This window comes from Streptomyces sp. NPDC001544 (assembly GCF_042894285.1).
GTDB lineage: Bacteria > Actinomycetota > Actinomycetes > Streptomycetales > Streptomycetaceae > Streptomyces.
This window is the reverse complement of record NZ_JBIAVN010000011.1, coordinates 25,530-49,388: the sequence shown is the minus strand read 5'-3', so window position 1 is coordinate 49,388 and position 23,859 is coordinate 25,530. Positions and strand designations below refer to the sequence as shown.

General features: G+C 71.0%; 24 protein-coding genes. 13 read left to right on the top strand and 11 right to left on the bottom strand.

Going from position 1 to position 23,859, the window contains the following annotated elements; genetic code table 11:
- Positions 1 to 30 precede the first annotated feature (30 nt).
- Both ACFY0F_RS25875 and ACFY0F_RS25870 read left to right on the top strand, forming a co-directional pair.
- Positions 31 to 1,083: an aldo/keto reductase gene (locus ACFY0F_RS25875; RefSeq protein WP_388798779.1), complete on the top strand. Its 1,053-nt coding sequence runs from the start codon at positions 31 to 33 to the stop codon at positions 1,081 to 1,083.
- Positions 1,070 to 2,218, top strand: a complete 1,149-nt coding sequence (locus ACFY0F_RS25870; RefSeq protein ID WP_388798776.1) for a Gfo/Idh/MocA family protein — start codon at positions 1,070 to 1,072, stop codon at positions 2,216 to 2,218. The genes ACFY0F_RS25875 and ACFY0F_RS25870 overlap by 14 nt, the downstream gene beginning before the upstream one ends.
- Positions 2,219 to 2,229: 11 nt before the next feature.
- On the opposite strand, the gene ACFY0F_RS25865 is transcribed toward ACFY0F_RS25870, so the two are convergent.
- On the bottom strand, positions 2,230 to 2,691 hold the full coding sequence (locus ACFY0F_RS25865) for an HIT family protein (RefSeq protein WP_388798773.1): 462 nt from the start codon (positions 2,689 to 2,691) through the stop codon (positions 2,230 to 2,232).
- An 81-nt stretch (positions 2,692 to 2,772) separates the two neighbouring features.
- Between ACFY0F_RS25865 and ACFY0F_RS25860 the strand changes: the two genes are divergently transcribed.
- Positions 2,773 to 3,219, top strand: a complete 447-nt coding sequence (locus ACFY0F_RS25860) for a glutaredoxin domain-containing protein (protein WP_388798770.1) — start codon at positions 2,773 to 2,775, stop codon at positions 3,217 to 3,219.
- Positions 3,220 to 3,275: 56 nt separating this feature from the next.
- On the opposite strand, the gene ACFY0F_RS25855 is transcribed toward ACFY0F_RS25860, so the two are convergent.
- Positions 3,276 to 4,199 carry a Rieske 2Fe-2S domain-containing protein gene (locus ACFY0F_RS25855; RefSeq protein ID WP_388798767.1) on the bottom strand — a complete coding sequence of 308 codons (924 nt, stop codon included), beginning with the start codon at positions 4,197 to 4,199 and terminating at the stop codon, positions 3,276 to 3,278.
- An 89-nt stretch (positions 4,200 to 4,288) separates the two neighbouring features.
- Entirely contained in the window at positions 4,289 to 4,627 is a 339-nt protein-coding gene (locus tag ACFY0F_RS25850; RefSeq protein WP_388798765.1) for a hypothetical protein, read from the bottom strand.
- Between the two features lie 72 nt (positions 4,628 to 4,699).
- Here ACFY0F_RS25850 and ACFY0F_RS25845 point away from each other — a divergent pair, with 72 nt between their 5' ends.
- The 5 genes from ACFY0F_RS25845 to ACFY0F_RS25825 all read left to right on the top strand — a co-directional run bounded on the left by ACFY0F_RS25845 (position 4,700) and on the right by ACFY0F_RS25825 (position 9,999).
- Entirely contained in the window at positions 4,700 to 5,554 is an 855-nt protein-coding gene (locus ACFY0F_RS25845) for a GNAT family N-acetyltransferase (protein WP_388798762.1), read from the top strand.
- 531 nt (positions 5,555 to 6,085) lie between these two features.
- Entirely contained in the window at positions 6,086 to 6,823 is a 738-nt protein-coding gene (locus ACFY0F_RS25840) for a DUF6250 domain-containing protein (protein WP_388798759.1), read from the top strand.
- A 187-nt stretch (positions 6,824 to 7,010) separates the two neighbouring features.
- Positions 7,011 to 8,255 (top strand): ABC transporter substrate-binding protein, encoded by a 1,245-nt coding sequence (locus ACFY0F_RS25835; protein WP_388798756.1) that lies wholly within the window; start codon positions 7,011 to 7,013, stop codon positions 8,253 to 8,255.
- Positions 8,252 to 9,163, top strand: coding sequence for a carbohydrate ABC transporter permease (locus ACFY0F_RS25830; protein ID WP_388798753.1), 912 nt, complete (start codon positions 8,252 to 8,254; stop codon positions 9,161 to 9,163). The genes ACFY0F_RS25835 and ACFY0F_RS25830 overlap by 4 nt, the downstream gene beginning before the upstream one ends.
- Before the next feature lie 2 nt (positions 9,164 to 9,165).
- Positions 9,166 to 9,999 carry a carbohydrate ABC transporter permease gene (locus tag ACFY0F_RS25825; RefSeq protein ID WP_388798750.1) on the top strand — a complete coding sequence of 278 codons (834 nt, stop codon included), beginning with the start codon at positions 9,166 to 9,168 and terminating at the stop codon, positions 9,997 to 9,999.
- Positions 10,000 to 10,029: 30 nt separating this feature from the next.
- Here the strand turns inward: ACFY0F_RS25825 and ACFY0F_RS25820 are convergent, their stop codons facing one another.
- Positions 10,030 to 10,518: a carboxymuconolactone decarboxylase family protein gene (locus tag ACFY0F_RS25820; RefSeq protein WP_388798747.1), complete on the bottom strand. Its 489-nt coding sequence runs from the start codon at positions 10,516 to 10,518 to the stop codon at positions 10,030 to 10,032.
- Positions 10,519 to 10,876: 358 nt separating this feature from the next.
- On the opposite strand from ACFY0F_RS25820, the gene ACFY0F_RS25815 reads away from it, so the two are divergent.
- The 4 genes from ACFY0F_RS25815 to ACFY0F_RS25800 all read left to right on the top strand — a co-directional run bounded on the left by ACFY0F_RS25815 (position 10,877) and on the right by ACFY0F_RS25800 (position 15,813).
- Positions 10,877 to 12,082, top strand: a complete 1,206-nt coding sequence (locus tag ACFY0F_RS25815; RefSeq protein WP_388798744.1) for an EfeM/EfeO family lipoprotein — start codon at positions 10,877 to 10,879, stop codon at positions 12,080 to 12,082.
- Positions 12,079 to 13,308 (top strand): iron uptake transporter deferrochelatase/peroxidase subunit, encoded by a 1,230-nt coding sequence (efeB, locus tag ACFY0F_RS25810; RefSeq protein WP_388798741.1) that lies wholly within the window; start codon positions 12,079 to 12,081, stop codon positions 13,306 to 13,308. Before ACFY0F_RS25815 ends, efeB begins: the two co-directional genes overlap by 4 nt.
- 175 nt (positions 13,309 to 13,483) lie before the next feature.
- A complete protein-coding gene (locus ACFY0F_RS25805; RefSeq protein WP_388798738.1) occupies positions 13,484 to 15,325 on the top strand; it encodes a phospholipase C in 1,842 nt (613 codons plus the stop codon).
- Positions 15,326 to 15,534: 209 nt separating this feature from the next.
- On the top strand, positions 15,535 to 15,813 hold the full coding sequence (locus ACFY0F_RS25800; protein WP_388798735.1) for a hypothetical protein: 279 nt from the start codon (positions 15,535 to 15,537) through the stop codon (positions 15,811 to 15,813).
- Between the two features lie 42 nt (positions 15,814 to 15,855).
- Here ACFY0F_RS25800 and ACFY0F_RS25795 read toward each other — a convergent pair whose 3' ends face one another.
- From ACFY0F_RS25795 to ACFY0F_RS25775, 5 genes are all read right to left on the bottom strand, one after another.
- On the bottom strand, positions 15,856 to 17,904 hold the full coding sequence (locus tag ACFY0F_RS25795) for a spermidine synthase (protein ID WP_388798732.1): 2,049 nt from the start codon (positions 17,902 to 17,904) through the stop codon (positions 15,856 to 15,858).
- Positions 17,905 to 17,935: 31 nt separating this feature from the next.
- Positions 17,936 to 18,520: a hemerythrin domain-containing protein gene (locus ACFY0F_RS25790; protein WP_388798729.1), complete on the bottom strand. Its 585-nt coding sequence runs from the start codon at positions 18,518 to 18,520 to the stop codon at positions 17,936 to 17,938.
- A gap of 129 nt (positions 18,521 to 18,649) precedes the next feature.
- Positions 18,650 to 19,687: an NAD(P)/FAD-dependent oxidoreductase gene (locus ACFY0F_RS25785; protein ID WP_388798726.1), complete on the bottom strand. Its 1,038-nt coding sequence runs from the start codon at positions 19,685 to 19,687 to the stop codon at positions 18,650 to 18,652.
- Positions 19,684 to 20,199: an isoprenylcysteine carboxyl methyltransferase family protein gene (locus tag ACFY0F_RS25780; RefSeq protein ID WP_388798723.1), complete on the bottom strand. Its 516-nt coding sequence runs from the start codon at positions 20,197 to 20,199 to the stop codon at positions 19,684 to 19,686. The genes ACFY0F_RS25785 and ACFY0F_RS25780 overlap by 4 nt, the downstream gene beginning before the upstream one ends.
- A gap of 7 nt (positions 20,200 to 20,206) precedes the next feature.
- A complete protein-coding gene (locus ACFY0F_RS25775) occupies positions 20,207 to 21,358 on the bottom strand; it encodes a type III polyketide synthase (protein ID WP_388798721.1) in 1,152 nt (383 codons plus the stop codon).
- 37 nt (positions 21,359 to 21,395) lie between these two features.
- Here ACFY0F_RS25775 and ACFY0F_RS25770 point away from each other — a divergent pair, with 37 nt between their 5' ends.
- On the top strand, positions 21,396 to 22,256 hold the full coding sequence (locus ACFY0F_RS25770; protein ID WP_388798718.1) for a UbiA family prenyltransferase: 861 nt from the start codon (positions 21,396 to 21,398) through the stop codon (positions 22,254 to 22,256).
- A 121-nt stretch (positions 22,257 to 22,377) separates the two neighbouring features.
- On the opposite strand, the gene ACFY0F_RS25765 is transcribed toward ACFY0F_RS25770, so the two are convergent.
- Positions 22,378 to 23,367: an SDR family oxidoreductase gene (locus ACFY0F_RS25765; protein WP_388798715.1), complete on the bottom strand. Its 990-nt coding sequence runs from the start codon at positions 23,365 to 23,367 to the stop codon at positions 22,378 to 22,380.
- A gap of 5 nt (positions 23,368 to 23,372) precedes the next feature.
- Positions 23,373 to 23,843, bottom strand: a complete 471-nt coding sequence (locus ACFY0F_RS25760; protein ID WP_388798712.1) for an SPW repeat protein — start codon at positions 23,841 to 23,843, stop codon at positions 23,373 to 23,375.
- Positions 23,844 to 23,859 lie beyond the last annotated feature (16 nt).

The window sequence follows — 23,859 nt, the reverse complement described above, 5'->3', positions numbered from 1 at the left end:
GCCCGCCCGCGCCGCCCCACGGAAGGATCCATGCACACCAGACCCCTCGGACCCGACGGTCCGCCGATCGGTCCTCTCGCCCTGGGCTGCGCCGGCATGTCCGACCACACCGCCCGCGGTGACGAGGCCGATGCCATCGCCACCATCCACACGGCCCTCGCCGCCGACGTCACCCTCCTCGACACCGCCGACTTCTACGGCATGGGCCACAACGAGGACCTCATCCGCCGTGCCCTGCGCGACGGGGCTCGCGAAAAGGCACTCCTGAGCCTCAAGTTCGGTGGTCTGCGCGGCCCCGACGGAGCGTTCCTCGGCATCGAGGGCCGTCCCGCCCACGTCAAGAACGCGCTCGCCCACTCGCTGCGCCGCCTCGGCACCGACCATGTCGACATCTACCGACCCTGCCGCCTCTCCCCCGACATCCCGATCGAGGACACGATCGGCGCCATCTCCGAGATGGTGCGGGCAGGGTACGTGCGCCACATCGGGCTCTCCGAGGTGGGGCCCGAGACCATCCGCCGGGCCCACGCCGTGCATCCGGTCTGTGATGTACAGATCGAATACTCCTTGTTCAGCCGGGGCCCCGAGACCAACGGCGTCCTGGACACCTGCCGCGAGCTGGGGATCGGTGTCACCGCCTACGGCGTCCTCGCACACGGCATGCTCACCGGCACCTACCGGCAACCCGCCGGAGGCGACCCGCGCGCCCGGTGGCTGCCCCGTTTCCGCCCCGGCAACCTCGCCTCGAACCTCACCCTGGTCGACCGGCTGCGGCCGCTCGCCGACGCACGCGGCATCAGCGTCGCGCAACTCGCCATCGCCTGGGTCATCGCTCAGAGCCGCGCGCCCAGCACCGTCGTGGCCGTCGTGGGCACCCGCCGACCGCACCGCCTGGCTCAGGCCCTGACCGCGGTCGACGTCCCCCTGACCGACGCGGACCTCCGCGCGATCGACGAGGCCGTCCCGGCCGGCGCGGTGGCCGGATCCCGGTACGCCGCACCCCTCATGGCCCTGCTGGACAGCGAGCGCGGCTCCTCCCAGCCATCCGGACAAGGAACCTTGCCGCATCATGAAGACATCTGAGTCACTGCTCGCCGAGCTGGCCCGGTCCGGGAAGCCGATCGGTGTCGGGGTCATCGGCCTGGGGGCGCACGGGAGTTGGGCCGAGCGCTCGCACCTGCCGGCCCTGCGCGCCGTCCCGGGCTACGAGCTCACGGCCCTGAGCACGAGTTCGAAACAGTCGGCGGAGCGCTCCGGACAGGTGCACGGTGTCTCCCGCACCTTCGGGACGGCGGCCGAACTCGCTGCCTGCGACGAGGTGCACCTCGTGGTCGTGGCCGTGAAGGTGCCGCACCACCGGGAACTGGTGCGGACGGCGCTGAACGCCGGCAAGAGCGTGCTGTGCGAGTGGCCGCTGGGCAACGGCCTCGCGGAAGCCGAGGACATGGCGCGGCAGGCGCAGAGCAGCGCCGTGCCGACCGCCGTCGGACTCCAGGCGCGGTCGCACCCGGCCCTCGCCTATGCACGCCATCTGGTGGCCGACGGCTACGTGGGTGAGGTGCTGTCCGCGACGGTCGTCGGCTCCGGGGGTGCCTGGGGCGCCACCGTCGGTCCTCGCGACCACTACGTGCTCGACGCCGCCAACGGCGCGACATTGCTGACCATCCCCTTCGGTCACGCCCTCGACGGGCTCGCCTCCGTCCTGGGAGAGCCCGAGGAACTGCGGATCCGAACGGCGTCGCGGCGTACGTCGGCCGTGGACAGCGAGAGCGGGCGGCACGTTCCCATGACCGCCGAGGACCAGGTGGTGGCGTCGGGACGGCTGCCGGGCGGCGCGGTGGCCTGCTTCCACTACCGCGGAGGCATGTCCCGGGGCACCAACTTCCGCTGGGAGATCAACGGCACCGAGGGCGACCTCGTTCTCACCGCCCCGATCGGCCATCCCCAGCTCAGCCCGCTCGCCCTGGAAGGGGGCCGCGGAACGTCCACCGGACTGGCACCCCTGACAGTGCCGGAACACTACGTTCGCGTCCCGGAGCTGGACCCCCGGGCCGACGCGCCTGCCTACGCCGTCGCCCACGCCTACCAGCAGTTTCTGCGCGACCTGCGCGAGGGCACGTCAGCGGTACCCGATTTCGCGCATGGCGCCGCCCGCCACCGCAGCATCTCGGCCGGAGCCGACCGGCTCGCGGAGGGCGGCAGGATCGTCGGGCCGTAGCGATCCGCGGTTCACGGCCGTCCGGGGCGGTGGCCGCTACGCGCCAAGCCCGACCTGATCAGTGCGGCGTCGTCGTCCAGGTCGGCTCGGGACCGCTCCTGCCACTCGACCTCCAGACGGAACCGGTCGTCCGCGGTGCGGGGGAAGACGTGCACATGGAGGTGGAAGACCGTCTGATCGGCTGCCTCGCCATCGGCGAGGAACACGTTCACCCCCTCGCACGGCAGCCCGGAGCGCCGCAGTCCCCGCGCCAGCAGATGGACCACTTGGAACAGGTGGGCCGTCGAGGACCGGCCGATGTCCTCCAGGCCTTCCGCGTGCGCCTTGGGAATGACGAGGAGATCACCGGGAGCGGCCGGGTGGATGTCCATGAAGGCCAGGACCTGCGCGTCCTCGTACACCCGGCTGGAGCGCACCCGGCCGGAGACGATGCCGCAGAAGGTGCAGGCCGGATCCTCGGCGAACGACCTCATGGGGTCAGCATGCGGCATCGGCTCGCACCGCGCCGCCAGACCCCCTCCGCATCGTCGGCGCCGGCTGTAGCCTTCGTCTTCATGAGGCGCGCTTGGACCCTGCCGGTGCTGTTCGTACTCTGCGGTTCAGCTCTCGCGGCCGCGCTGTTCTCCAGCGGGACGCCCGGCGCCGCCGGGGCCCTGCTGCTGGTGTTCGTGCTGATCGCAGGCGTGCACTCGCCTCTGGTCTTCCCGAGGTCGGTCAGCGCGCTGGAGGCGCAACGGCGCAGCGCGGTCGACGGCCGGCCGGTCGTCTTCTGGCGGCCTGGCTGCCAGTACTGCCTGCGGCTGCGCTTCCGGCTCGGGCGTAGCGCCCGCCAGGTGCACTGGGTCGACATCTGGCGGGACCCGGCTGGAGCCGCTGCGGTGAGGGCTGCCAACGACGGCGACGAGACCGTGCCGACCGTCGTCGTGGCGGGCCGGGCGTACACCAACCCCTCTCCTGCATGGGTGCGCCGACAGCTCTCGTACCGCGCAGACGGAAGTTGAATGCCGTACTCCCCTGCCCGTGGGGGGCGCTGCCGGCCCCGGTGCCGGTGCTGTCGTCAGCCGGCTTTCCGGCCACCTGGGGCTCGCCCGTCGCGGTCCTGTTGCCGCAGCCGTATCTCTACGTGCCCGTCGACGATCCGGGTGTCGAAGGCAGGCTGGGGAGCGGTGGCGGGGCCCTGTACGTTCCAGCCGTCCGAGAGCCGGAAGACGCTGCCGTGCCACGGGCACCGGACGCATCCGTCGGCGACGGTCCCCTCGGACAGGGGTCCCGCCAGATGGCTGCAGCGCTCGGCCAGCGCGTGGATCGTCCCGCCGCTTTCCCTGACGACCAGGACCGGCACGTCGTCGACCGTGCGGCGCACGGGCCGGCCGACCGGGAACTCGTCCACGGCCCCTGTCCGGTGCCAGCCCTGGGTGACGACATGCGGAACCTCTTCGGCGTGGTTGGCGCCGGACGCTTGGCGATAGGCCAGGTGGCCGCCCAGCATGCCGCCGAGTCCGACGGCTGTCAGCCCCAGGAAGCCGTAGGCCCGGGCCGCCGTCTCCCGTCCCCTGACGCGGCAGGTGAGCGAGGCGCCGTACAGGCCGACGGCCGCCGTGTTGGCGAGGGCGTGCACCAGCCCGACGCGCTGCTGCTGGGGGTGCAGTTCCGCCCAGTCGACGGCGCCGGTCACGGCCGCGGGAGTGGCGGCGGCCAGCCCGACGCCGACCAGCAGTGCCGCCTCCCGGGAGCGGCCGGGCCACAGGTCCAGGACCGCCGCGGACAGCCAGCTGCCGACCGGGACCTGCACCATCAGCGGATGCACCGGGTGCCCCAGCCACCTGCCGTGCAGCACATCCCGGCCGCGGCCCAGCGGCACGGCCCGTACTCCCCTGCGGAGCACCTCGATCAGCGGATCCGCTCCGGGCTCCCGCTCCAGGCGGTCCAGCAGCCGCAGAACCCTGCTCTGCCGCATCCGGCGGCGTGACGTCACGCTCATGCTCGGCCGGGTCCCCACCTGGACGGACGGCAAACGGACCGGCGAGCGGCAGATCATGCTGAACGGCCCGCGGTTCCCTCAGGCGGGTCTCACCCCATGCTGCCGCGGTGCGCCCGGCGCCACGTCGGTGGCGGTGCCGCCGTCGATGGAGACCGCGCCGATGCCATGTCCGGGGTCGTCACGCCGTGGAAGGTCAACCGGGTGCCGGTGAAGCCGAATTCGACCGAGTCGCCGGTGTGGTCGCTCCAACTGTTGGTGCCCTCGTACGGATTGGCCGGGGCTCCTTCGCCGCTCGCGTGGCCCCAGCCGGGGCCGTGGTAGTCGAACCGGCCCTGCCCGCTGCCCTGGAGGGAGTCGTCCACGGTGACGGTGGTGGCGGCCTCGGCCACACCGCTGCCGGTGGCCTCCGCGCGCCCTGCGCCGGACACCAGAAGAAGAAACGCGGTTAGTTCGGACACGATTCAACAGAATGGGAGATCGCTTCCATGCTCCGTGATGGGATGCGAGGCATGAGCGACTCGCTGCACGTCCGTGTCGAGCACTACTACGCCACCGTGCCCCTGCTGTTCGCCGGCTCGGAGGAGTTCGGCTCGCTACGGCTGTTCGTACGCAAGGAGGCAGGAACCCCTTACTACGGCGGCCCGAGCCACGCGCAACCCGTCGAAGGGTGTTCCGCGGCCGTCACCGCCACCGACATCGCCCGGGTGCGTGCCCGGCAGCGCGAGCTCGGTGTACCGGAAGCCTTCGAATGGCTCGCCGAGGCGGCTCCCACGCTGCGTACCCGTATCGAGGCCGCCGGCCTGCCGGTGGAGGAACGCCCTCTGATGGTCCTGGACGCGCACCGGCCCCTGCCCTCGCGGCCCCTGCTGGACGGTGTCACGCTGCGCGCGCTCACGGCCGACGACCCGGCCCTGCCCGCTGCCCTCGCCCTTCCCCGCCTGGCCTTCGCCGAGGCGGACACCGCGGTGGGCTCGACGGGCCGCACGGAACTGGCCGCGGTGGCCGAGAAGCTCGCCACGGACGGCACGGTCGAGGCGGTCCGCCCCACGATCCGTGCCGGGCACAAGACGCTCATCGCCGCCCTCGGCTCCGACGGCACCCCACTCGCCGTCGGTCACTACCACCCGGCGAACGGCACCACGGAGATCGGCGGCGTCGGCACCCTGCCCGCGGCCCGACGCCAGGGCCTGGCCGCCGCCGTCACAGGGGCCCTGGCCGACCACGCCCGCGCCCACGGGGTACACACCGTTTTCCTCGCCTACGCGGAGGACGCGGTCGCTCGTATCTATGCCCGGCTGGGCTTCCGGCCCGCGGACGTCACCCTTCTGATCGCCAACCAGCCGGCACGGTCGTAGGCGGCCGCCAGGTACGACAAGGGAGCGGCCTTGTCGGGCGCGCTCCCTTGCGTGTCTGCGACGACCGCTACCTGAGAACAATGATCACCACGGATCCGTTGTCGAAGCGGTGGGGGAAGCAGAACCCGGGGTGGTCGAAGCAGAATCCGCGGTGGCCGAAGCGGAACCCACCGTGGTCGAAGCAGCGCATGCTGTCGTGGTCGAAGCATCCGAAGTCGGTCGCTCGGGAGTGCACGTCAGGGACGGCCGCGGCAGCTGTGCCTGCTGTGGTGATCGCAGCCCCGCCGGCCATGAGAATACCGGCCGCGGAAACCGCGGCGAGGCGCCTCGCATGTGTTCGCATGATGGATCCACCCTTCCTGCCCTCGTCTCGTGCGACTCTGGGCGCACGAGGCCCTACTACCTGTACGTCGGCGGTGCCCTTTTGGATTGCACTGTTGATGAACGCCTCTATTCGCTTATGTGGCTTCCGTTGCTCTGAAATGTTGGATTCCGTACGCTCCTCGCCGTCCACACGAAGGGATCCCCCCGATGCGCAGAACCTGGTCCGCCGCTGTGGTGAGCCTCGCCGTCGCGGTCACCGCCGCACTCACCACCGGTGCCGCCGCCTCGCCGTCCCATCGCGGCCCGTGCCGGCACGGCGAGTTACTGGCAGTCGACGACTTCCGGCACGGCACCGGTCAGTGGACGACGGAGCTGGAGAACGGCGGCAGCGTCACGGCGAAGCACGGCGTGCTGGACGTCGACGTGCCCGCCGGGGCGTCCGTGTGGTTCAAGCGGCCGTTCTCGGGGCGGTACGAGATCGACCTCACTGCGACGCCGGTATCCGCGGGCGGTCCCAACGACCGGGTCAGTGACCTGAACTCCTTCTGGAACGCGCGGGATTCACGGTCTCCCGAGAACCTGTTCGCCACCGCGCACAGCGGCGCACTGGCGGACTACGACTACCTCACCACGTACTACGCGGGCCTCGGCGCGAACTACAACACCACCACCCGGCTGCGCCGTTACGTCGGTGTGGCGGGCTCCCGGCCGCTGATCTACGACTACACCTCGCCGCTGCTCGCCGCGAACGAGCCCAACCACGTCCGGCTGGTCTCCGACGGCGGGCACATCCAGTACTGGGACAACGGCGAGCTGGTCTTCGACTACACCGACGAGGACCCGTACACCAGCGGCTGGTTCGCCTTCCGCACCACCTGGAGCCACTTCCACATCACCGGCTTCCGCGTCCGGCGGCTGCGGGACGAGGACGGTCACGGCTCCTGACCTGGCCGGCAGTGCCTCCCCGTAGCGGCGGCCGCGACCGTCGTCACCCCCCTTGCGCGCACCGGGGATCCCGTCGGCGCAACAGTGCCCCTTGACACGGACGAACTGCCGCAACGTTCCTGTCGCAAACACCGTGCATGATTTACCTTCGGGCCGTGAGTCGACGAACCGTCAGGGGGCGCGCACGATGACCATCAGTCGCAGGACACTGCTCGCCGCGGGGGTGGGCGCCGGACTGCTCACCGCCTGCGGCTCGAACACCGGGCGCGGCGGTGCCGGCGGCTCGGGGCCCGCGCTGTCGCAGTGGTACCACCAGTACGGAGAGGCGGGCACCGAACAGGCGGTGAAGCGGTACGCGGCGGCCTACAAGAAGGCCGCCGTCAGCGTGCAGTGGCGGCCCGGCGACTACGACCAGCAGACCGCGGCCGCGCTGCTCACCGACTCCGGTCCGGACGTGTTCGAGGGCAGTCCCACACTCGACCAGATCCAGGGCGGCCAGGTCGTCGATCTCACCGATCTGCTCGCGGGTGTCAAGGACGACTTCAACCCGGCCGTGCTCATCCCGAAGACGTACGACGGCAAGGTCTGGGGCATCCCGCAGGTCATCGACATGCAGTTGCTCTACTACCGCAAGAGCCTGCTGCAGGACGCGGGTGTGGAGCCGCCGGCCACCCTCGACGCGCTGGTCGACGCCGCCGGGAAACTGACCACGAAGAAGACCAAGGGGCTCTTCCTCGGCAACGACGGCGGCGCCGGTGTCCTCGGCGGAACCCCGCTGTACGCGGCCGGACTTCAACTCGTCACGGACGACGGCAAGGTCGGGTTCGACGACCCGGCCGCCGCGCGCGCCCTCGCCAAGGTCCACCAGTTGTACGCCGACAAGTCCCTGCTCCTCGGCGCCCCGGCCGACTGGTCGGACCCGTCCGCCTTCCTCCAGGGCCTGACCGCCATGCAGTGGTCCGGTCTGTGGGCCCTGCCCCAGGTGCAGAAGGAACTCGGCGACGATTTCGGTGTGCTGCCGTTCCCCGCGGACGGATCCGGCAGTCCGTCCGTCCCCGTCGGTGCGTACGGGGCCGCTGTCAGCGCGCGCAGCAGGCACCGGGAGGCCGCCAAGGACTTCGTGAAGTGGCTGTGGGTCGAACGCACCGACTATCAGGAGGACTTCGCGCTCTCCTACGGTTTCCACATCCCCGCACGCGTCTCTCTCGCCAAGAAGGCCGACAGGCTCAAGGCGGGCGCGGCCGCCGAGGCCGTCCGCCTCACCACCGAACACGGCTACGCGCAGCCGCTGCTGTGGACCCCTGCCAGCCAGACCGCCTACCAGGACGCGCTGAGCCGGATCATCAGGAGTGGGGCCGATCCGGAGAACGAACTGAAGACCGTCGTGCGGAAGGTGTCGGCCGAACTCGCCCGGGTGAAGAGGAAGTCGTGACGGCCGCCCGCAGAGTACGCAACCGCACTCTCTGGTTCTGGGTCTTCGTCGGACCGTTCGTTCTCGGCCTCGGGCTGTTCACGTACCTGCCGTTGCTGTGGAGCGTCGGTCTGAGTGTGTTCGAGGCCCGCAACACCGTCACCCCCACTCACTTCGTCGGCCTCGACAACTACACGGCCATGCTGTCGGACGACGCCTTCGTCGACAGCCTGCGCACCTTCCTCGTCTTCACCGCGTTCATCGTGCCCGCCACATACGCCCTCTCGCTCGCCCTCGCTCTGATGGTGAACCGGGTGCGACGTGCGCAGGCGTTCTTCCGGTCGGTGTTCTTCCTTCCAGCCGCGTGCAGTTACGTCGTCGCCGCCCTCATCTGGAAGATGTCCGTGTTCAACGGTGTGCGGTTCGGGCTCGCCAACACCGTGCTCGGCCGGTTCGGCGGCGACCCGGTCGCCTGGCTGTCGACCACCGACCCGCCCTGGTACTGGCTGGTCATCGTGACGGTGCGGTTGTGGCTCCAGGCGGGCTTCTACATGATCCTCTTCCTGGCCGGGCTGCAGCGGATCGATCCCGGTCTGTACGAGGCCGCCGAGGTCGACGGAGCCCGGCCCGGCTGGCAGGTGCTGCGGCACATCACGCTGCCGCAACTTCGCGCCACGTCGATCGCGGTCGCCCTGCTCCTCGTCATCAACGCCTTCCAGGCCTTCGACGAGTTCTACAACCTCCTGTCCGACGCCCGCGGGTACCCGCCCTACGCCCGTCCGCCGCTGGTGTACCTCTACTACATCGCGCTCGGGCAGGGACAGAACCTCGGGCTCGGCAGTGCGGGCGCGGTCATCCTCGCTCTGGTCATCGCGGTGGTGACGGTGGGTCAGGCGCGCTGGTTCGGTCTCGGCAGGAAAGAGGAGTGACCATGGAGGACGCGGTGGTACGGGTCGGGCGGGCCCTGCGGCTCGTCCTGCTGATCGCGCTGGCTCTGCTCTTCCTCATCCCCTTCTATCTCCTTCTGCGCAACGCGCTGTCGAGCGAGCAGGACATCACCTCTCCGCAATGGACCTTCTTTCCCTCGGAGTTGCAGTGGGGGAACGTACGTGAGCTCTTCGACGACACCTCCGTCCCCTTCGCCCGCTCCCTGCTCAACTCCGCGCTGATCGCGGTCACGACGACACTCGGCACGCTGCTGCTCGCCTCACTCGCCGGGTACGGTCTGGCCCGCATCCCCTACCGGCACGCGGACAAGGTCTTCTACGCCGTCCTCGGCACCCTGATGGTCCCGGCCGCCGTCACCTTCGTGCCGAGCTTCGTGCTCGTGTCGTCGCTGGGCTGGATCTCGACCTACCGGGGCATGATCGTCCCGACGCTGTTCTCGGCCTTCGCCTGCTTCGTCTTCCGGCAGTACTTCCTCGGGTTCCCGGCGGAGCTGGAGGACGCGGCGCAGGTCGACGGGCTCGGTCACTGGCGGACGTACTGGCTGATCGTCGTACCGAACGCCAGGCCGGTCTTCGCAGCCGTCGGGACGATCGTGTTCATCGGCGCGTGGAACTCCTTCCTGTGGCCGCTGGTGATCGGGCAGGACCAGAGCGCCTGGACGGTGCAGGTGGCGTTGTCGTCCTTCACCACGTCGCAGGTCGTCAGGCTGCACGAGCTGTTCGTCGCGGCGGCCGTGTCGATCCTTCCGCTGTTGGTCGTGTTCCTGTGCTTCCAGCGGTGGATCGTGGCAGGGGTGGAGCGGTCCGGGATCGACTGACGGCCGTACGCGTGCGTGATCCTGTGGGGGTCAGTCCCACTGCTCGTCCGCCAGGGAGGTGACCGGCTGCGGCTTGCCGATGACGGCCAGGGCTATGTAGAAGCTGATCTGGCCGATCGCGATGGTGAGGGTGGCCAGCGCCTTCTCGTCGTAGTGCTTCGCCACCTCGGCGTACAGTTCGTCGCAAACGCGCTCCCTGCCGTGCGGGGCGGGCTGGAGGGTGGCCTCCACCAGGGCCAGGGCGGCACGCTCGGCGTCGCTGAAGTACGGGGCGTCCTGCCAGGAGGAGACGGCGGTGATGCGCTCCTCCGGCTCGCCGGCCTTGCGCAGGAAGCCGGTGTTCAGAACCGTCAGGTAGGTGTTCCCCACTATCTGTCCGGCTCGCAGATGGACGAGGCTCATCGTGGTACGCGGCACCGAGCGGTTGCCGGTGGCCCTGAAGAGCGCGGCGCTGATGTCGTTCAGCTCGGGCACGAACTCGGCCGGGTTCGGCATCCGGGAGATCGAGGGGTTCGTCATGGCTGCACTCCTTGGTCGGCCAGGTCGGCGTCTTCACTGCACTGACGGACCGGCTCGCAGGAATGTGACAGGGATCCGGACGTCTTTTTCTTCAGGGCGGCGAGTCGCCGCACACGGTCCGGTTCTTGCCCTGCTCCCCTGCGTGGACTTCCCCGGCCGGCAGCCACCGGCCGTCCCGGAGGCCGCAACCGCGTGGTGCCGGGTTCTCGCCATGGGCGGGCGGCCTGCTGACCACACACTGCCGTCGGTGAACCGCGAGGGAACTCTTGGTCATGGATTGCCCTGGACGGCCGGCCGGACGGATGCCGCTGCCTAGCATGAGGCGATCACGAACGGTACGACCTGCGGGAGGCCCGGAATGCCCCTGTCCGGCCCGGGGCGGCGGTGGCGACCCCCGTGGGCGGTGGCGGGTCTCGTCGCCGTGGTGGCCGTCCTGGCCGTACTGGGATCGGTGGCGCTGACGCACGGATCATCCCCGGCACGAGCCGACGCGGACGGGCTGCCGCACACGACCGTCGAGGTGTCGCCCGGCGCCTGCGGCCGGGGGTGGGGCAGGCCGGTGGCAGGTGTGCAGGTCTTCGACCTGCACAACACCTCCGACGGGGCCGCCGAGGTGTACCTGGAGGACCCGGGGAGCCGGGTGGTGTACGGCGAGGTGGAGGGCATCGCCCCGGGCACCACCCGTGAGTTGACCGTCCGCCTGGGCAGGGGCTCGTACGCCTTCAGGTGCGTGCCGGACGACGCCGACGCGGTCTCCGGTCCCACCGTTCACATCACCGCGGGGCGGTCGGGGCCGGCGGAGGCCCCGGTCACCGAGCACGATCTGATCCCCCCGGCGCTCGGGTACCAGAAGTGGGTCGACCACGGCCTGGACGAGGTCGTACGGCTGACCGGCCGGCTACGCGACGCGATCGACCGCGGGGACCTCGCCGGGGCACGCGCGGCATGGCTGCCGGCGCACCTGGAGTACGAGCGGCTCGGCGCGGCCTACGACGCCTTCGGCGACGCCGACGCACGGATCGACGGTACCGACGCGGGGCTGCCCGGCGGCGTGCACGACAAGGGCTTCACCGGCTTCCACCGCGTGGAGTACGGGTTGTGGCACAAGGAGTCCGCCGGTGGGTTGCGTGGCCCGGCGGCGGCGCTGGCCATGGCGGTGACCGGGTTGCGGGACACCTGGTCGCAGACCCGTATGGACCCGGCGCAACTCGGCCTGCGCGCGCACGAGATCCTGGAGAACACCGTGCAGTTCGAGCTGACCGGGCGCACCGACTACGGCAGTGGCAGCACCCTCGCCACGGCCCGCGCCAACATCGACGGCACCCGCCAGGTGCTGTCCCGGCTGAGGCCCCTGCTCGCCACCCGGTACACCGGCCTGTCGGCACTGGAGAAGGAGTTGGACGACGGCCGGCGCACCCTCGACAGGTTCCACCACGGCGGCTCCTGGACTCCCTTGAACCGTCTCACCCGCGGGCAGCGGGAGGACGTGAACGCGGTCCTGGGCGATCTGGTGGAGCGGCTGGCGTCGGTGGCGACCCTGTGCGATCCACGGAGGACAGTGTGAGCCCGGTCGACGACAACACGGGTGGCGTGGGCCGGCGCCGCTTCCTGCGGGGCGCGGCCCTCGCGGGTGCCGGGCTCGCCGCGGGCGGTGCCGCCACCCCCACCGGGGCGTCTGCCGACAGGCCGACCATCGCCCCCTTCCACGGCACTCACCAGCAGTCGGCCATCGCGGCCCCGCGCCGCGTCACGGTGTTCACCGCCCTCGACGTGACCGCCGGGAACCGCTCGGAACTCGCCGATCTCATGCGCGTTCTCACCGAGCGGGCCCGCTTCCTGACCTCCGGCGGGACGCCGTCCCCGGTGGGCATCACCGGACCGCCCGCCGACTCGGGCATCCTCGGCGACCGGCTGCCGTCCGGGGAGCTGGCCGTGACGGTCGGCGCCGGCGCCTCGCTCTTCGACGAGCGGTTCGGCCTCGGCGCGCACAGGCCGCGCCGGCTGACCGCCATGCCCTCCTTCCCGGACGACGATCTGCGGTCCGACTGGTGCCACGGCGACCTCAGTCTCCAACTGCACGCCGACGACAGCGACACCGTGCTGCACGCACTGCGCGACATCGCCCGGCACACCCGGGGCGGCATGCAGGTCCGCTGGCGACTGGACGGCTTCACCAACCCGCCGCGCCCGTCCGGCACCCCGCGCAACCTGATGGGCTTCAAGGACGGCACGGCCAACCCGGACGCGGGCGACGCCCGTGAGATGGCGCGCCTGGTGTGGGTGGGCAAGGGGACGGGCGAGCCGGACTGGGCGGTCGGCGGCAGCTACCAGGTGGTCCGGCTGATCCGGATGCTCGTCGAGTTCTGGGACCGGGTCTCACTCAGCGAGCAGGAGCGGATGTTCGGCCGCGCCCGGGTGTCCGGCGCACCGCTGGACGGGAACACCGAGCACGACGTCCCGCACTACGCCGAGGACCCCAAGGGCGACGTCATCCCGCTGGACTCCCACATTCGGCGCGCCAACCCGCGCACGGCGGCCACCGCCGACCAGCGGATCCTGCGCTGCGGCTACAACTACGACCGCGGCATGGACGCCAACGGCAACCTCGACATGGGACTGCTGTTCTGCTGCTACCAGCAGGACCTGGCCCGGCAGTTCGAGACCGTGCAGAAGCGTCTGACGGGCGAGCCACTCACCGACTACATCAAGCCGTTCGGGGGCGGTTATTTCTTCGCCCTGCCCGGCGTGCGGGACAAGACCGACTGGTACGGCCGGGCTTTGCTCGCCTGAACCGGTTGGACGTTCCCTTCACCCGCCCGGTCAACACGCAGTCAAGATTCGCCCTTGCATCCCTGACCGGGTGTTCACTCCCAGGCCATCATGTCTCCGCCGGCGCGCCGGGCACCTCGCGGAACATCCCTGGCTGTAATGGCTGAATAGCATCTGTTTGTCGAAGGGGAAGAACATGGCCAGCAGGGGAAGACGAGCGGCTGTGCGGAGCGCGGGGGCGCTGGCCGGTGCCGCCGCACTGACGGTTCTCGGTGGGGCCGCGCCCACCTGGGCCGCACCGGCGGGACAGCACGGTCACTCGACCACGGCGACTCCGATCAAGCACGTCGTCGTCCTGTTCGACGAGAACATCTCCTTCGACCACTACTTCGCCACCTACCCGAAGGCGGCGAACACGGACGGCACGAAGTTCACCGCGTCGAAGAAGACGCCGAAGAACATCGACACCCTCGCGCACGCCGGACTGCTGACGAAGAACCCGAACCAGTACGCGCCGAAGCGGCTCACCCCGGCGCAGGCGATGACCTGCGACCAGAACCACAACTACAGCGCCGAGCAGTACGCCGCGAACGGCGGCAAGGCCGACCAGTACGTGCAGAACACCGAGGTCGACAAGTGCAGCGGCGGACTGTTCGGCGAGCCCGGCCTGGTGATGGACTACTACGACGGCAACACCGTCACCGGCCTGTGGAACTACGCCCAGCAGTACGCCATGAACGACCGCTCCTACAGCTCGGTCTACGGCCCCTCCACTCCCGGCGCCCTGAACCTGGTCTCGGGCCAGACGCACGGTGTCATCTCCGTCGACCCGACCACGGGCACGGAGAACCCGAAGCAGACCTCGACACCCGACGCGTACACGGTGAAGTCCCCCGACGCCAAGGGCGTGGGCACGGTCATCAACGACCCCGACCCGGCCTACGACGACTGCTCCGGCAAGGACCACACCAGCACCAGCGCGCTGGCCGCGATGCAGGGCAGGAACATCGGTGACGTCCTCAACTCCCAGCACGTCACCTGGGGCTGGTTCCAGGGCGGCTTCCGGCCCACGACCGCGTGGGACGGCAAGCAGGGTGACTACGCCAAGTGCGACGCCACGCACACCAACCTGGGCGGCGCCTCGGTCGTCGACTACAGCCCGCACCACTCGCCGTTCGAGTACTACAAGTCCACGTCCAACCCGCACCACCTGCCGCCGAAGAGCGTCGCCGAGGTCGGCCACGGCGGGCAGGCCAACCACAACTACGACCTGACCGACTTCGACGCGGCCCTGAAGGCCGGCAAGCTGCCGGCCGTCAGCTTCCTCAAGGCGGCCGAGTACCAGGACGGCCACGCCGCCTACTCCGATCCGATCGACGAACAGCACTTCCTCGTCCACGAGATCAACGCCGTGCAGAGCTCGCCGCAGTGGAAGTCCACCGCGGTCGTCATCGCCTACGACGACTCCGACGGCTGGTACGACCACGCCTACGCCAAGCCCCGCAACGGCTCCACGGACACCTCCCTGGGCTCCAACGGCAAGGCGACCGACGGCCCGGCCTGCCAGTCCGGACCGGCCGCGTCCGGCGGCTACGCCGACCGCTGCGGTCCCGGGACCCGTCAGCCACTGCTGGTGATCTCGCCGTACAGCAAGGTCAACAAGGTCGACCACACCCCGACGGACCAGGCCTCGATCATCCGCTTCATCGAGGACAACTGGCACACCGGCCGCGTCGGCGACCACTCGTTCGACGCCACGGCCGGTTCGCTGGCGGGCATGTTCGACTTCCGGCACCCGAACGACAAGCAGGTGCTGCTGAACGCGGACGGCTCCGTCAAGTCCGTGGGCCCGATCAAGCACGTCGCCCCGGTCAGCACCGGCATCACTCCCGGTCCAGCGATGGAGAACACCGCCGCCGCCACCGGCACCTCCGCCTTCCCCACCCTCCCGGTGAGCCTCGGTGCGGGCGCCCTGCTGGCGGCCGGCGCCACCGGTACCTACCTCAGCCTGCGCCGTAAGCAGCGCGGAACCGCCTGACATCACAAGCGTGACCGGCTCGGCGTGGGCGTCCCCGTACCGCGCCGAGCCGAGGCATGAGCGTCACCCTGGGTGGCCTCGTCGTTCGCTTCAGCATCGGTTCCGGTCAGCTCAACCAAAAAGGGGCATAACAACTCAAATCCTACGAATAAGGTAGGCCGGTCGGGGGACTCCGGTTCACGACCCCTCACAGAACGGAGACCCATCGAATGATCATCAAGCAGATGCACGAAATGGGCGTCCGCAGCGAGCACGCCTACCTCGCGGGCATGGCCTCCATCGGCTTCAGCGTGGCCGCCTGGCTGGGCAGCCTGAAGATGGAACCCGGTACGGGTCTGGACCGCGCCGACCGCTGGGGCATCTTCGTCGGCGAGTGGGCCCCCACCTTCTTCGGTCTCGGCCTCGCCCTCTCCCACTACGAGCAGAACGACGGCACGCTGAACGTCGCCAACGTCCACGAACTGCGCGAGCGGCAGAAGGCCGGCTGAACCTCCTACGACGGCGCGGCAGCCGGAGCACGGTCAGCGCATCTAGTTCCTGAGAGCCACCGACTCCTCCGGCGACCGCGTCGTCGGCCCGCCCTGGCCGCGCCCGGTGAAACGCATGGCGAGGCACGCACCCAGGTACAGCGCCGCGACGAGCAGCAGCAGCGCCTGGTAGCCCGTCACCAGGGCCAGGTACTCGAGCGTGCCACCGGTGAGCGCGCCCAGCAGGTTCGCGCCGAACGCGGATGTCGGGTCGGGGGCGGACGCGAGGCGGTCGGAGAAGATCAGGTTGGCGCAGAAGATCGGGGCGAAGGCCAGGGCGATGGCGGCGGCCAGCCGTCCGGCGAAGGGCAACGAGAGCACGGCGTCCGCCGGGACGATCCAGGCCACCGCCAGCGTGCCGAAGAGCAGCAGCTGCAGCAGCGGCTGGTTGACCCTCAGCATCCTGCGCCGGACCTCGACCGCCGCGAGGACGGCGAGCAGGACACCGATGAAGACCAGCGCGTTGACCAGCCAGGTCGTACCGAAGTACAGGGCGAAACCGATCACGTTCTTGGTCTCGAGCAACATGAAGGCCGCGCCCAGCAGGAACATGTCGGCGTAGCGGAGGGTTCGCCGGATCCGCACACCGGTCAGGCGTACCGAGAAGATCGTCACCAGCAGGATCGCGCCCAGCGCGCCCAGATACAGCGTGGGGATGTCCCGGTGGAGCAGATACGGGAAGGGGTGGTCGTCGGTGGCGGCCGCCGGAACCGCACCGCTGGGCTGCCAGACGCGCTCACAGGACTGGTCGGCGGTCGTCATCCCGGCCACCAGCACGGCCGCGTTCTTGTTGAACGTCGTCATGCAGGGGGCGTGGCCGTAGACGTCGTCGAGGGTGCCCGCGAAGCGGTCGATCAGCCAGCTCTTGCGGTAGTAGTTGTACATGGCGAACGCACCGTGCGGCGTCAGGTGTTCACGGGCGGCCTCGAACGCCTGCCGGGTGAAGAGATAGCTCTCCAGACGCAGATTGCTCGCGCCGGACACCAGCGTCAGTGAGTCCGGCAGCGCCAGGACGACGAGGTCGTACTTGGCGTTCGTCCGCTCCAGGAAGGCCCGTCCGTCGTCGATGTGGACGTGCACCCTGGGGTCCGCGTACGGTTTGGCGGGGTGCAGTTGGGCGCCGATCTGCTGGAGCCGGGGATCGATCTCCACCGCGTCCACGCGCGCCGCTCCGCGGGTCAGCGCGACCGCGACGTCGTTGCCGTTGCCGGCCCCGATGACCAGCACGCGCTTGTGCGGGTTGTGCGGTGTCCGGTCGTACGCCTGCCGGTAGGGCGAGTTCTGCTGCAGCAGCGCCGGGAGCGGCATGATGCTCTGGTGCGGGACGCCGTTGGCGGAGATGCCGTAGGCCCGGGTGGCGGACCGCGAGGCCTTGAGCTGGATCTTGTAGTAGGGCGACCAGGAGATGCCGTTCGTCGTCTCCATGAACAGCGCGACGACCATCGCCGTGAGCGGGATGCCGTACAACAGGGTGTTGCGCCGTCCGCCGAGGATCAGCAGGGCCGCGGCGGCCAGTACACCCCATACGACCGATGGGGCGCGGAGCCAGGACAGCAGCGCGAAGGACGCGGAGCCGATGATGCTGCCGAGCAGGTCGTAGCGGTAGGCGTCGAGCGAGGGCAGTCGGCGGAAGAGGTCAGCGGTGATCTTGCCGATGCCGGCCATGATGACCGCGGTCAGCAGGAAGATGGCCGGCAGGGTCACCCATTCGGGGAACCCTGTGGTCTTCACGGCGGTGAAGTAGATGACCTGTTCGCTGCTCTGGCGCACCTGGACCGGGTAGGCGCGCACCAGGACGACGAGCAGCGCGAGCGGGGCCGGTGTCCAGCGTTTGAGCCACTGTCCACGCTCGGCGGGGATCAGGAAGCCGATGCCGATGCCGAGGAACGATCCCAGCAGGATGAAGTTCGAGAAGTAGCTGAGGTGGACGACGTTGGCGCCCGTCCATCTGATCAACGCCAGCTCGACGAACAGCATCGTCGTGCTGGCCAGCATCAGCCTCCATCGCACCGAGCTGTCGGCCAGTCCCGTTTCGCTCCGCTTCCTGCGCATGTACGGTGCCACCTCAAGCCCGGTCGGGTAGTCAGCTCGTCTTGTCCATCACCTTGCGGACCGCGTCGCGTGCCCGGTCGATCACAGCCGCCACAGGTCCGGCGGCCAGGTTCTCCGCCACTGTCTCCACGCCCGGATGCGGCCGGGTGGGGGCCACGGCCTCGGCGGCCCGGACGGCTGCGGCCATCACCGTGAGCTGCGCGGCTCCGGCCTTCTCGCGCAACCGGGGAAACTCGTACTGCTCCTCCGAGGCCGCGTGCTGCAGCACCTCCGCGCGCAGCTCACGAAAGAGCGGCATGAACTGCGGGTCGTCTGTGCCCAGGTCGTCGAGCCGGCTCAGTTTCTCCTTCGCGGATCTCTCTTCCGCCAGACGGTCGTCGACCACCTTCCTCTCGTCCTCGAAGGCGCGGCGGGCCATGGGATGGACCACCTCCTCCTCGGCCGTCTCATGGACCGCCAGGAGACGGACGAGTCTGCGGAAGGCCTCGGCACGGTCACCGGCCGCGGCGTTCTCCACCTCGGCGAAGAGGTCACGGATGTGGTTGTGCTGCAGCATCAGCAAGGTGACGACGTCACCGTCGCCGACATCGTCGGCGTGGGGCATCGCGCCGGTCATGGGTCCTCCCGAATGAGTGCAGCGCCGACCGTCCCGGCGCACGGCGCCGGTCGCCCGACGGCTGTCTTCAGGCTGTCCCAGGCACCGGACGGCCGCGACCGCACAGGGCCGATCGGAGGCGCCCGACGGTCATGCCAGCGCGTTCACCACTGCCGCGAAGAGGCCCGGCAGGCGTTCGGCCGCGGGTGTGATGCGTGTGGCGAGGGCGGGCCGTCGGCGGGCCCTGACCAGGATGTCGGTCAGCAGCCGGTGGCGGCGGGTGGCACGGCACCAGTCGGTCTCGTAGCGGTTCGGTGTGCCCCGCAGCACGTTGGCGACCAGGGCTTCGGCGCCGGTGAGGGCGAGACACACGCCCTCACCGGTCAGCGCGTCGACGTATCCCGCGGCGTCGCCGACGAGGAGCACCCGCCCGTGGACGCGGGCGCGGGCCGTCTGGCGCAGCGGGCCGGCGCCGCGCACCGCGGTGACGGCCGTGTGCGGGGGCAGACGGGCCGCCAGTTCCGGAAAGCCCTGCAGTTGGGCGGCGAAGGGCGCCCGCCGGGCCGTGAGCAGGGCGACGCCGACGAGTGTGGGGCCGAGCGGGGTGACGTACGCCTCCGCGTGCGCTCCCCAGTGCACCTCCACGAAAGGCGACCAAGGGGGCACCGCGTAGTGCCGGCGCAGCCCGTACCGGGGGGCTGCCGCCCCGTGGGGCCTCACGTCCAGGCCCAGACGTCGGCGCACGGGTGAGTGCAGGCCGTCGGCCGCGACCAGCCACCGGGCACGCAGTCCCGTGCCCGGGACGGTCACCCCCGTGTCGTCCTGCCGGACGTCCTGGACGGCCAGGGGAAGGACAGGCACCCCTGCGTCCACAACGGCCCCGTGCAGAACACCGTGCAGGTCGGTGCGGCGCGCACCGAGGCCCGGTCCGCGCCGGAACGCGGCCTGGGCCCGGCGGGCGCCCTGGACGTAGCGAATGCCCGCGATCGGGTGGCCGGGGATCTCCAGGCCGAGGCGGGCGAGGGCGCGAACCGCGCCGGGCATCAGGCCCTCACCGCACGCCTTGTCGACGGGCGCCCCGCGTGGCTCGGCGACGACGGTGTCCAGACCGGCGCGCGCGGCGTGCAGGGCGGCGGCGAGGCCGGCGGGTCCGCCTCCGGCGATCAGCAGGTCGTGGCCACCGCTCATGCGGGCACCGCCTGGGCGAGGGCCGCGTTCTCGCAGCGGACACGGACCGTGAGGAGCACCGCGTTGGCGGCGGTGAACACCGTGGCGGTCAGCCATGCGGAGTGCACCAGGGGCAGGGCGGCGACCTCCACGACGACCGCCACGTAGTTGGGGTGGCGCAGGAGACGGTAGGGACCGGCGCCGACCGGTCGGGCTCCGGGAACGACGATGACCCGGGTGTTCCAGTAGGGGCCGAGTGCGGTGATGCACCACCAGCGCAGGGCCTGGGCCAGGAGTGCGAGCGCCAGCATGGACCACCCCAGGGCGGGCAGGAACGGCCGGTCGGCGAGGACGGGTTCGAGCAGGCAGCACGCGAGCAGACCCGTGTGCAGGGCGACCATGACGGGGTAGTGGCCACGGCCGTGCTCCACGCCGGCGCGGGTCAGGGTCCAGGCCGCGTTGCGCCGGGCGACGAGGAGTTCGGCGACGCGTTCCGCGGCGACGGCGAGGACGACGAGCGCGTACCACGGCATGGGCCGCTCACCACCGCAGGAGGACGAGTTCGGAACAGAATCCCGGCCCCAGCGCCAGGAGGAGCCCCCAGGTTCCGGGCTCGGGCCGGTGCGCTTCCCACGTGCTCTGCAGGATGTGCAGCACGGAGACGGAGGACATGTTTCCCACCGTGGCGAGGGAGCGCCGTGCGCCGTTCAGCGCTTCGTCGGGCAGGCCGAGGGTGTCGCTCACCGCGGAGAGGACCCTCGGGCCTCCCGGATGACACACCCAGGTCCCGATGTCGTCGGCGGTGAGGCCGTGTTCGGCCAGGAACGCGCGCACGTGCCGGCCGAGATGGTCGCGTACGACGCCCGGAACACCGGCGTCGATGACGACGCGGAATCCGCGGGCGCCGATGTCCCATCCGAGGAGCTGCTCGGTGCCCGGGTACAGGTGGCTGCGGGTGGCGACCACCGAGGGCCCGGCCGCCCCGGCACCGGCGCTGCCGCCGGCGCTGCCGCGCGCGACGAGCGCACCGGCGCCGTCGCCGAAGAGGGCGCCGGCGACGAGATTGGCGCGGGAGTCGTCATGGCGCTGGAGCGTCAGCGAGCACAGTTCGACGGTGAGCAGCACCGCGGTGTCTTCGGGGTGGCCGCGCAGGTAGTCGTGCACCCGGGCCAGGCCGGCGGCGCCCGCCACGCAGCCCAGGCCGAAGACCGGAAGCCTCTTGACGTCGGGCCGCAGGCCGAGGCGTCCGGCCAGCCGGGCGTCGAGCGAAGGGGCGGCGACTCCCGTGATGGAGGCGCACACCAGCAGGTCCACATCGGCCGGCCGGAGCCCCGCCCGGGCCAGGGCGACGGTGAGGGCCTGAGCGCCCAGCTCCAGGCCCGACGCCAGCCATGCGTCGTTGCTCTGCCCGAAGTCACCGAGACCGGCGTACTGCTCGATCGGCAGGGCGAGATGACGGGTGCGCACTCCTGCGGACGCGTGCAGGCGGCGCAGCAGGGAACGGTCCGCTCCCGGGGGCAGACACAGGTCGCCGATGAGTTCGGTGAGGTCCTCCTGGGTGTAGCGGTGGGGCGGCAGCGCGGTGTGGACGGCGGCGATCGCGGTCGCCGTGGCGGGCGCGGTCGTGCGGCGCGGCGCGGCGGGCAGGGACGGGACATGCTCGACGATCACGGGGACACGCATGTCGCTCATGCCTTCCGCGCGTGGGGCACCCGATTACCTTGCGTACGTGTCTCTCCACCCGTCTGGGGCTCTCCGGCACCAGGCACACCTCGTACCGGCGCTGCTGCGCGCCTGCCATCCGGAGCCGGCGGTCGCCGTGACGGTGTTCGTGACCGCCCTCGCCGTGGCGGCGGGCCGCGGGGCGGCGGGGTCGGCGGCGGTGGCTCTGGCCGTGCTGGCCGGTCAGCTCTCGGTGGGCTGGTGCAACGACGCGGCCGACGCGCACCGCGACACGGTCTGTGCGCGCGGCGACAAGCCGGTGGCCCGCGGGGAACTCCCGCCCCGGGCAGCGGCCGTCGCTGCCGGGACGGCCCTCGTACTGTGCGTGCCGCTGTCTCTGCTGAGCGGTGCCGCCGCGGGGTGGGCCCACCTGGGCGGAGTGGCCTCCGGCTGGGCCTACGACCTGCGCCTGAAGCACACGGTGCTCTCGCCGCTTCCGTATGCCACGGGCTTCGGTTCACTGCCGGTGTTCGTCTCGCTGGGTCTGCCGACCCCGTCGTGGCCCGCCTGGTGGGCTGTCACCGCAGGGGCGCTCCTGGGCGTCGGGGCACACCTGGTGAACGTCCTTCCCGACATCGAGGACGATCTCGCGACCGGCGTGCGCGGACTGCCCCAGCGGCTGGGCCGTCCCGCCTGCCGGTGGCTGGCCCCGCTCGTCATGCTGACGGCGCTCGGTGTGGTCGTCGCCGGCCCGCCCGGGGCGATGGGGGTCTCGGACTGGGCACTGGCGGGGACGGCCGGGATCGTCGCCGTCGCGGGTACGGCCGTGCCGTCGGGGGCCGGAAACCGGTGGCCGTTCCGTGCGGCCATCGTGGTGGCCGGCACGGCCGTGGCGGAGTTGCTGCTGCGCGGCTCGGACATGGCCTGACCCCGTCCTGGTGGCGAACCGGTGCCGGGCGGCGTTTCCGGTGGAGGCCGAAGGGCGCCCGCGGGGCCACCTGACGCCGTTCGGGTGCCCGGCCGTTCCGGTGCCCGGGCAAAACCGCCGGTCAGGTGCCCGCCGGGCCTCGGCCCAGCCGACGCCCGGCCGTCACGGCCGCTCCGGCCAGCGTGGCGGCGACGGCGGTCCTGCGCAGGGCGGTGCGTCGCCGCCCGTGCCAGCCGCCGTGCACCGCGCCCGGCCCGGAAGCCGGTACGTGCAGCGCTCCGTGGGTGGCCGGAGCCTTCTCGTCGTGGTCGAGATGGCTCTTGTCCGTCTGCCGGGCCATGGCCCGCTCCACGAGCCCGGGCGCCAGCCGGGACTCGCGTACAAGGGCGCGGCCGGCGGGTCCGACCACCACCTCGCGGCGAGGACGGCGGACGAGGTCCACGACCGCCCGGGCCACCCGCTCCGGGGTGTACACCGGGGGCATGGCGACCACCTTCCGCCCGGTGAAGTTCGCCGCCTGCTGGAAGTGCGGGGTGTCGATGGTCGCGGGCATGACGGTGCACACATGGACATCCCTCACCCCCTCCACCGTGAGTTGCTGCCGCAGACTCGAACCGAGCCCCTGGACGGCGTGCTTCGACATGCTGTACGGATGGCTGTACGGCTGGGACACCGCGCCCGCGATGGACGAGATGTTGATCAGCGTCCCCGAGCCCTGCCCCCGCATCACCCGCAGCGCCGCCCGGGCCCCGTGCACGTAGCCCATCACGTTGACGTCCAGGACCTTGCGGAAGTCCTCCAGCGGCACGTCCTCGAGGCGGCCGAAGGCGTTGACGGCCGCGTTGTTCACCCAGACGTCGATCCGGCCGAACCGAGCCACCGCCCGCCGCGCGAGGTCCTCGACCGCCCCGGCGTCCGTCGTGTCCGTCGGTACGACCAGGGTCCGTGCGCCGCGGTGCTTCTCGCACTCCCGGGCCGCCGCCTCGAGCGCCTCCTCACGACGCGCGGCCAGTACCACCGCACAGCCCTTGCGGGCGAAGGCCTCGGCCGTGGCCCGTCCGATACCGCTGGACGCTCCGGTGACCACCACCACGTGATCGCGCAGTCCCATGCGCGTCAGCGCTCCATCCGGGTGGGACGGCCGCGGCGGCTGCTGTCGGTCTTGTTCGCCGCGGCACTGGCCGCGAGTGCGAGCAGCAGGGCGATGACGCCGACGATGACGTTGTTGACCACGGTGCGCGTCGTGTCCACGTTCCCTGCCACCACCCACGGCGAGATGATGGTCCAGACTCCCAGCAGTGCGGCAGCCCACGCCCGGGCGTGTGTGCGCTCGTAGGCGTGGCCGATGCCGCTCAGCATCAGCGCGTACGCGATACCGGTGATCAGGTTGTTCACCGCCAGGGTGGTGAGCCCGTTGAAGCCCGCGATCCACGGCGATGCCGCCAGGTACAGGCCGGTGAGGAGGGCCAGCGTCTCGAGCGCTTGTCCCTGCTGCGTCGTCGCCGCCCTCTCGGCCCTCACATGACGCTCCCGCATCTCCAGGATGTCCGGGTGCGACTCCATACTGGTGTGGGCTTGGTCGGTCATGGCCGCCTCCTGCGTC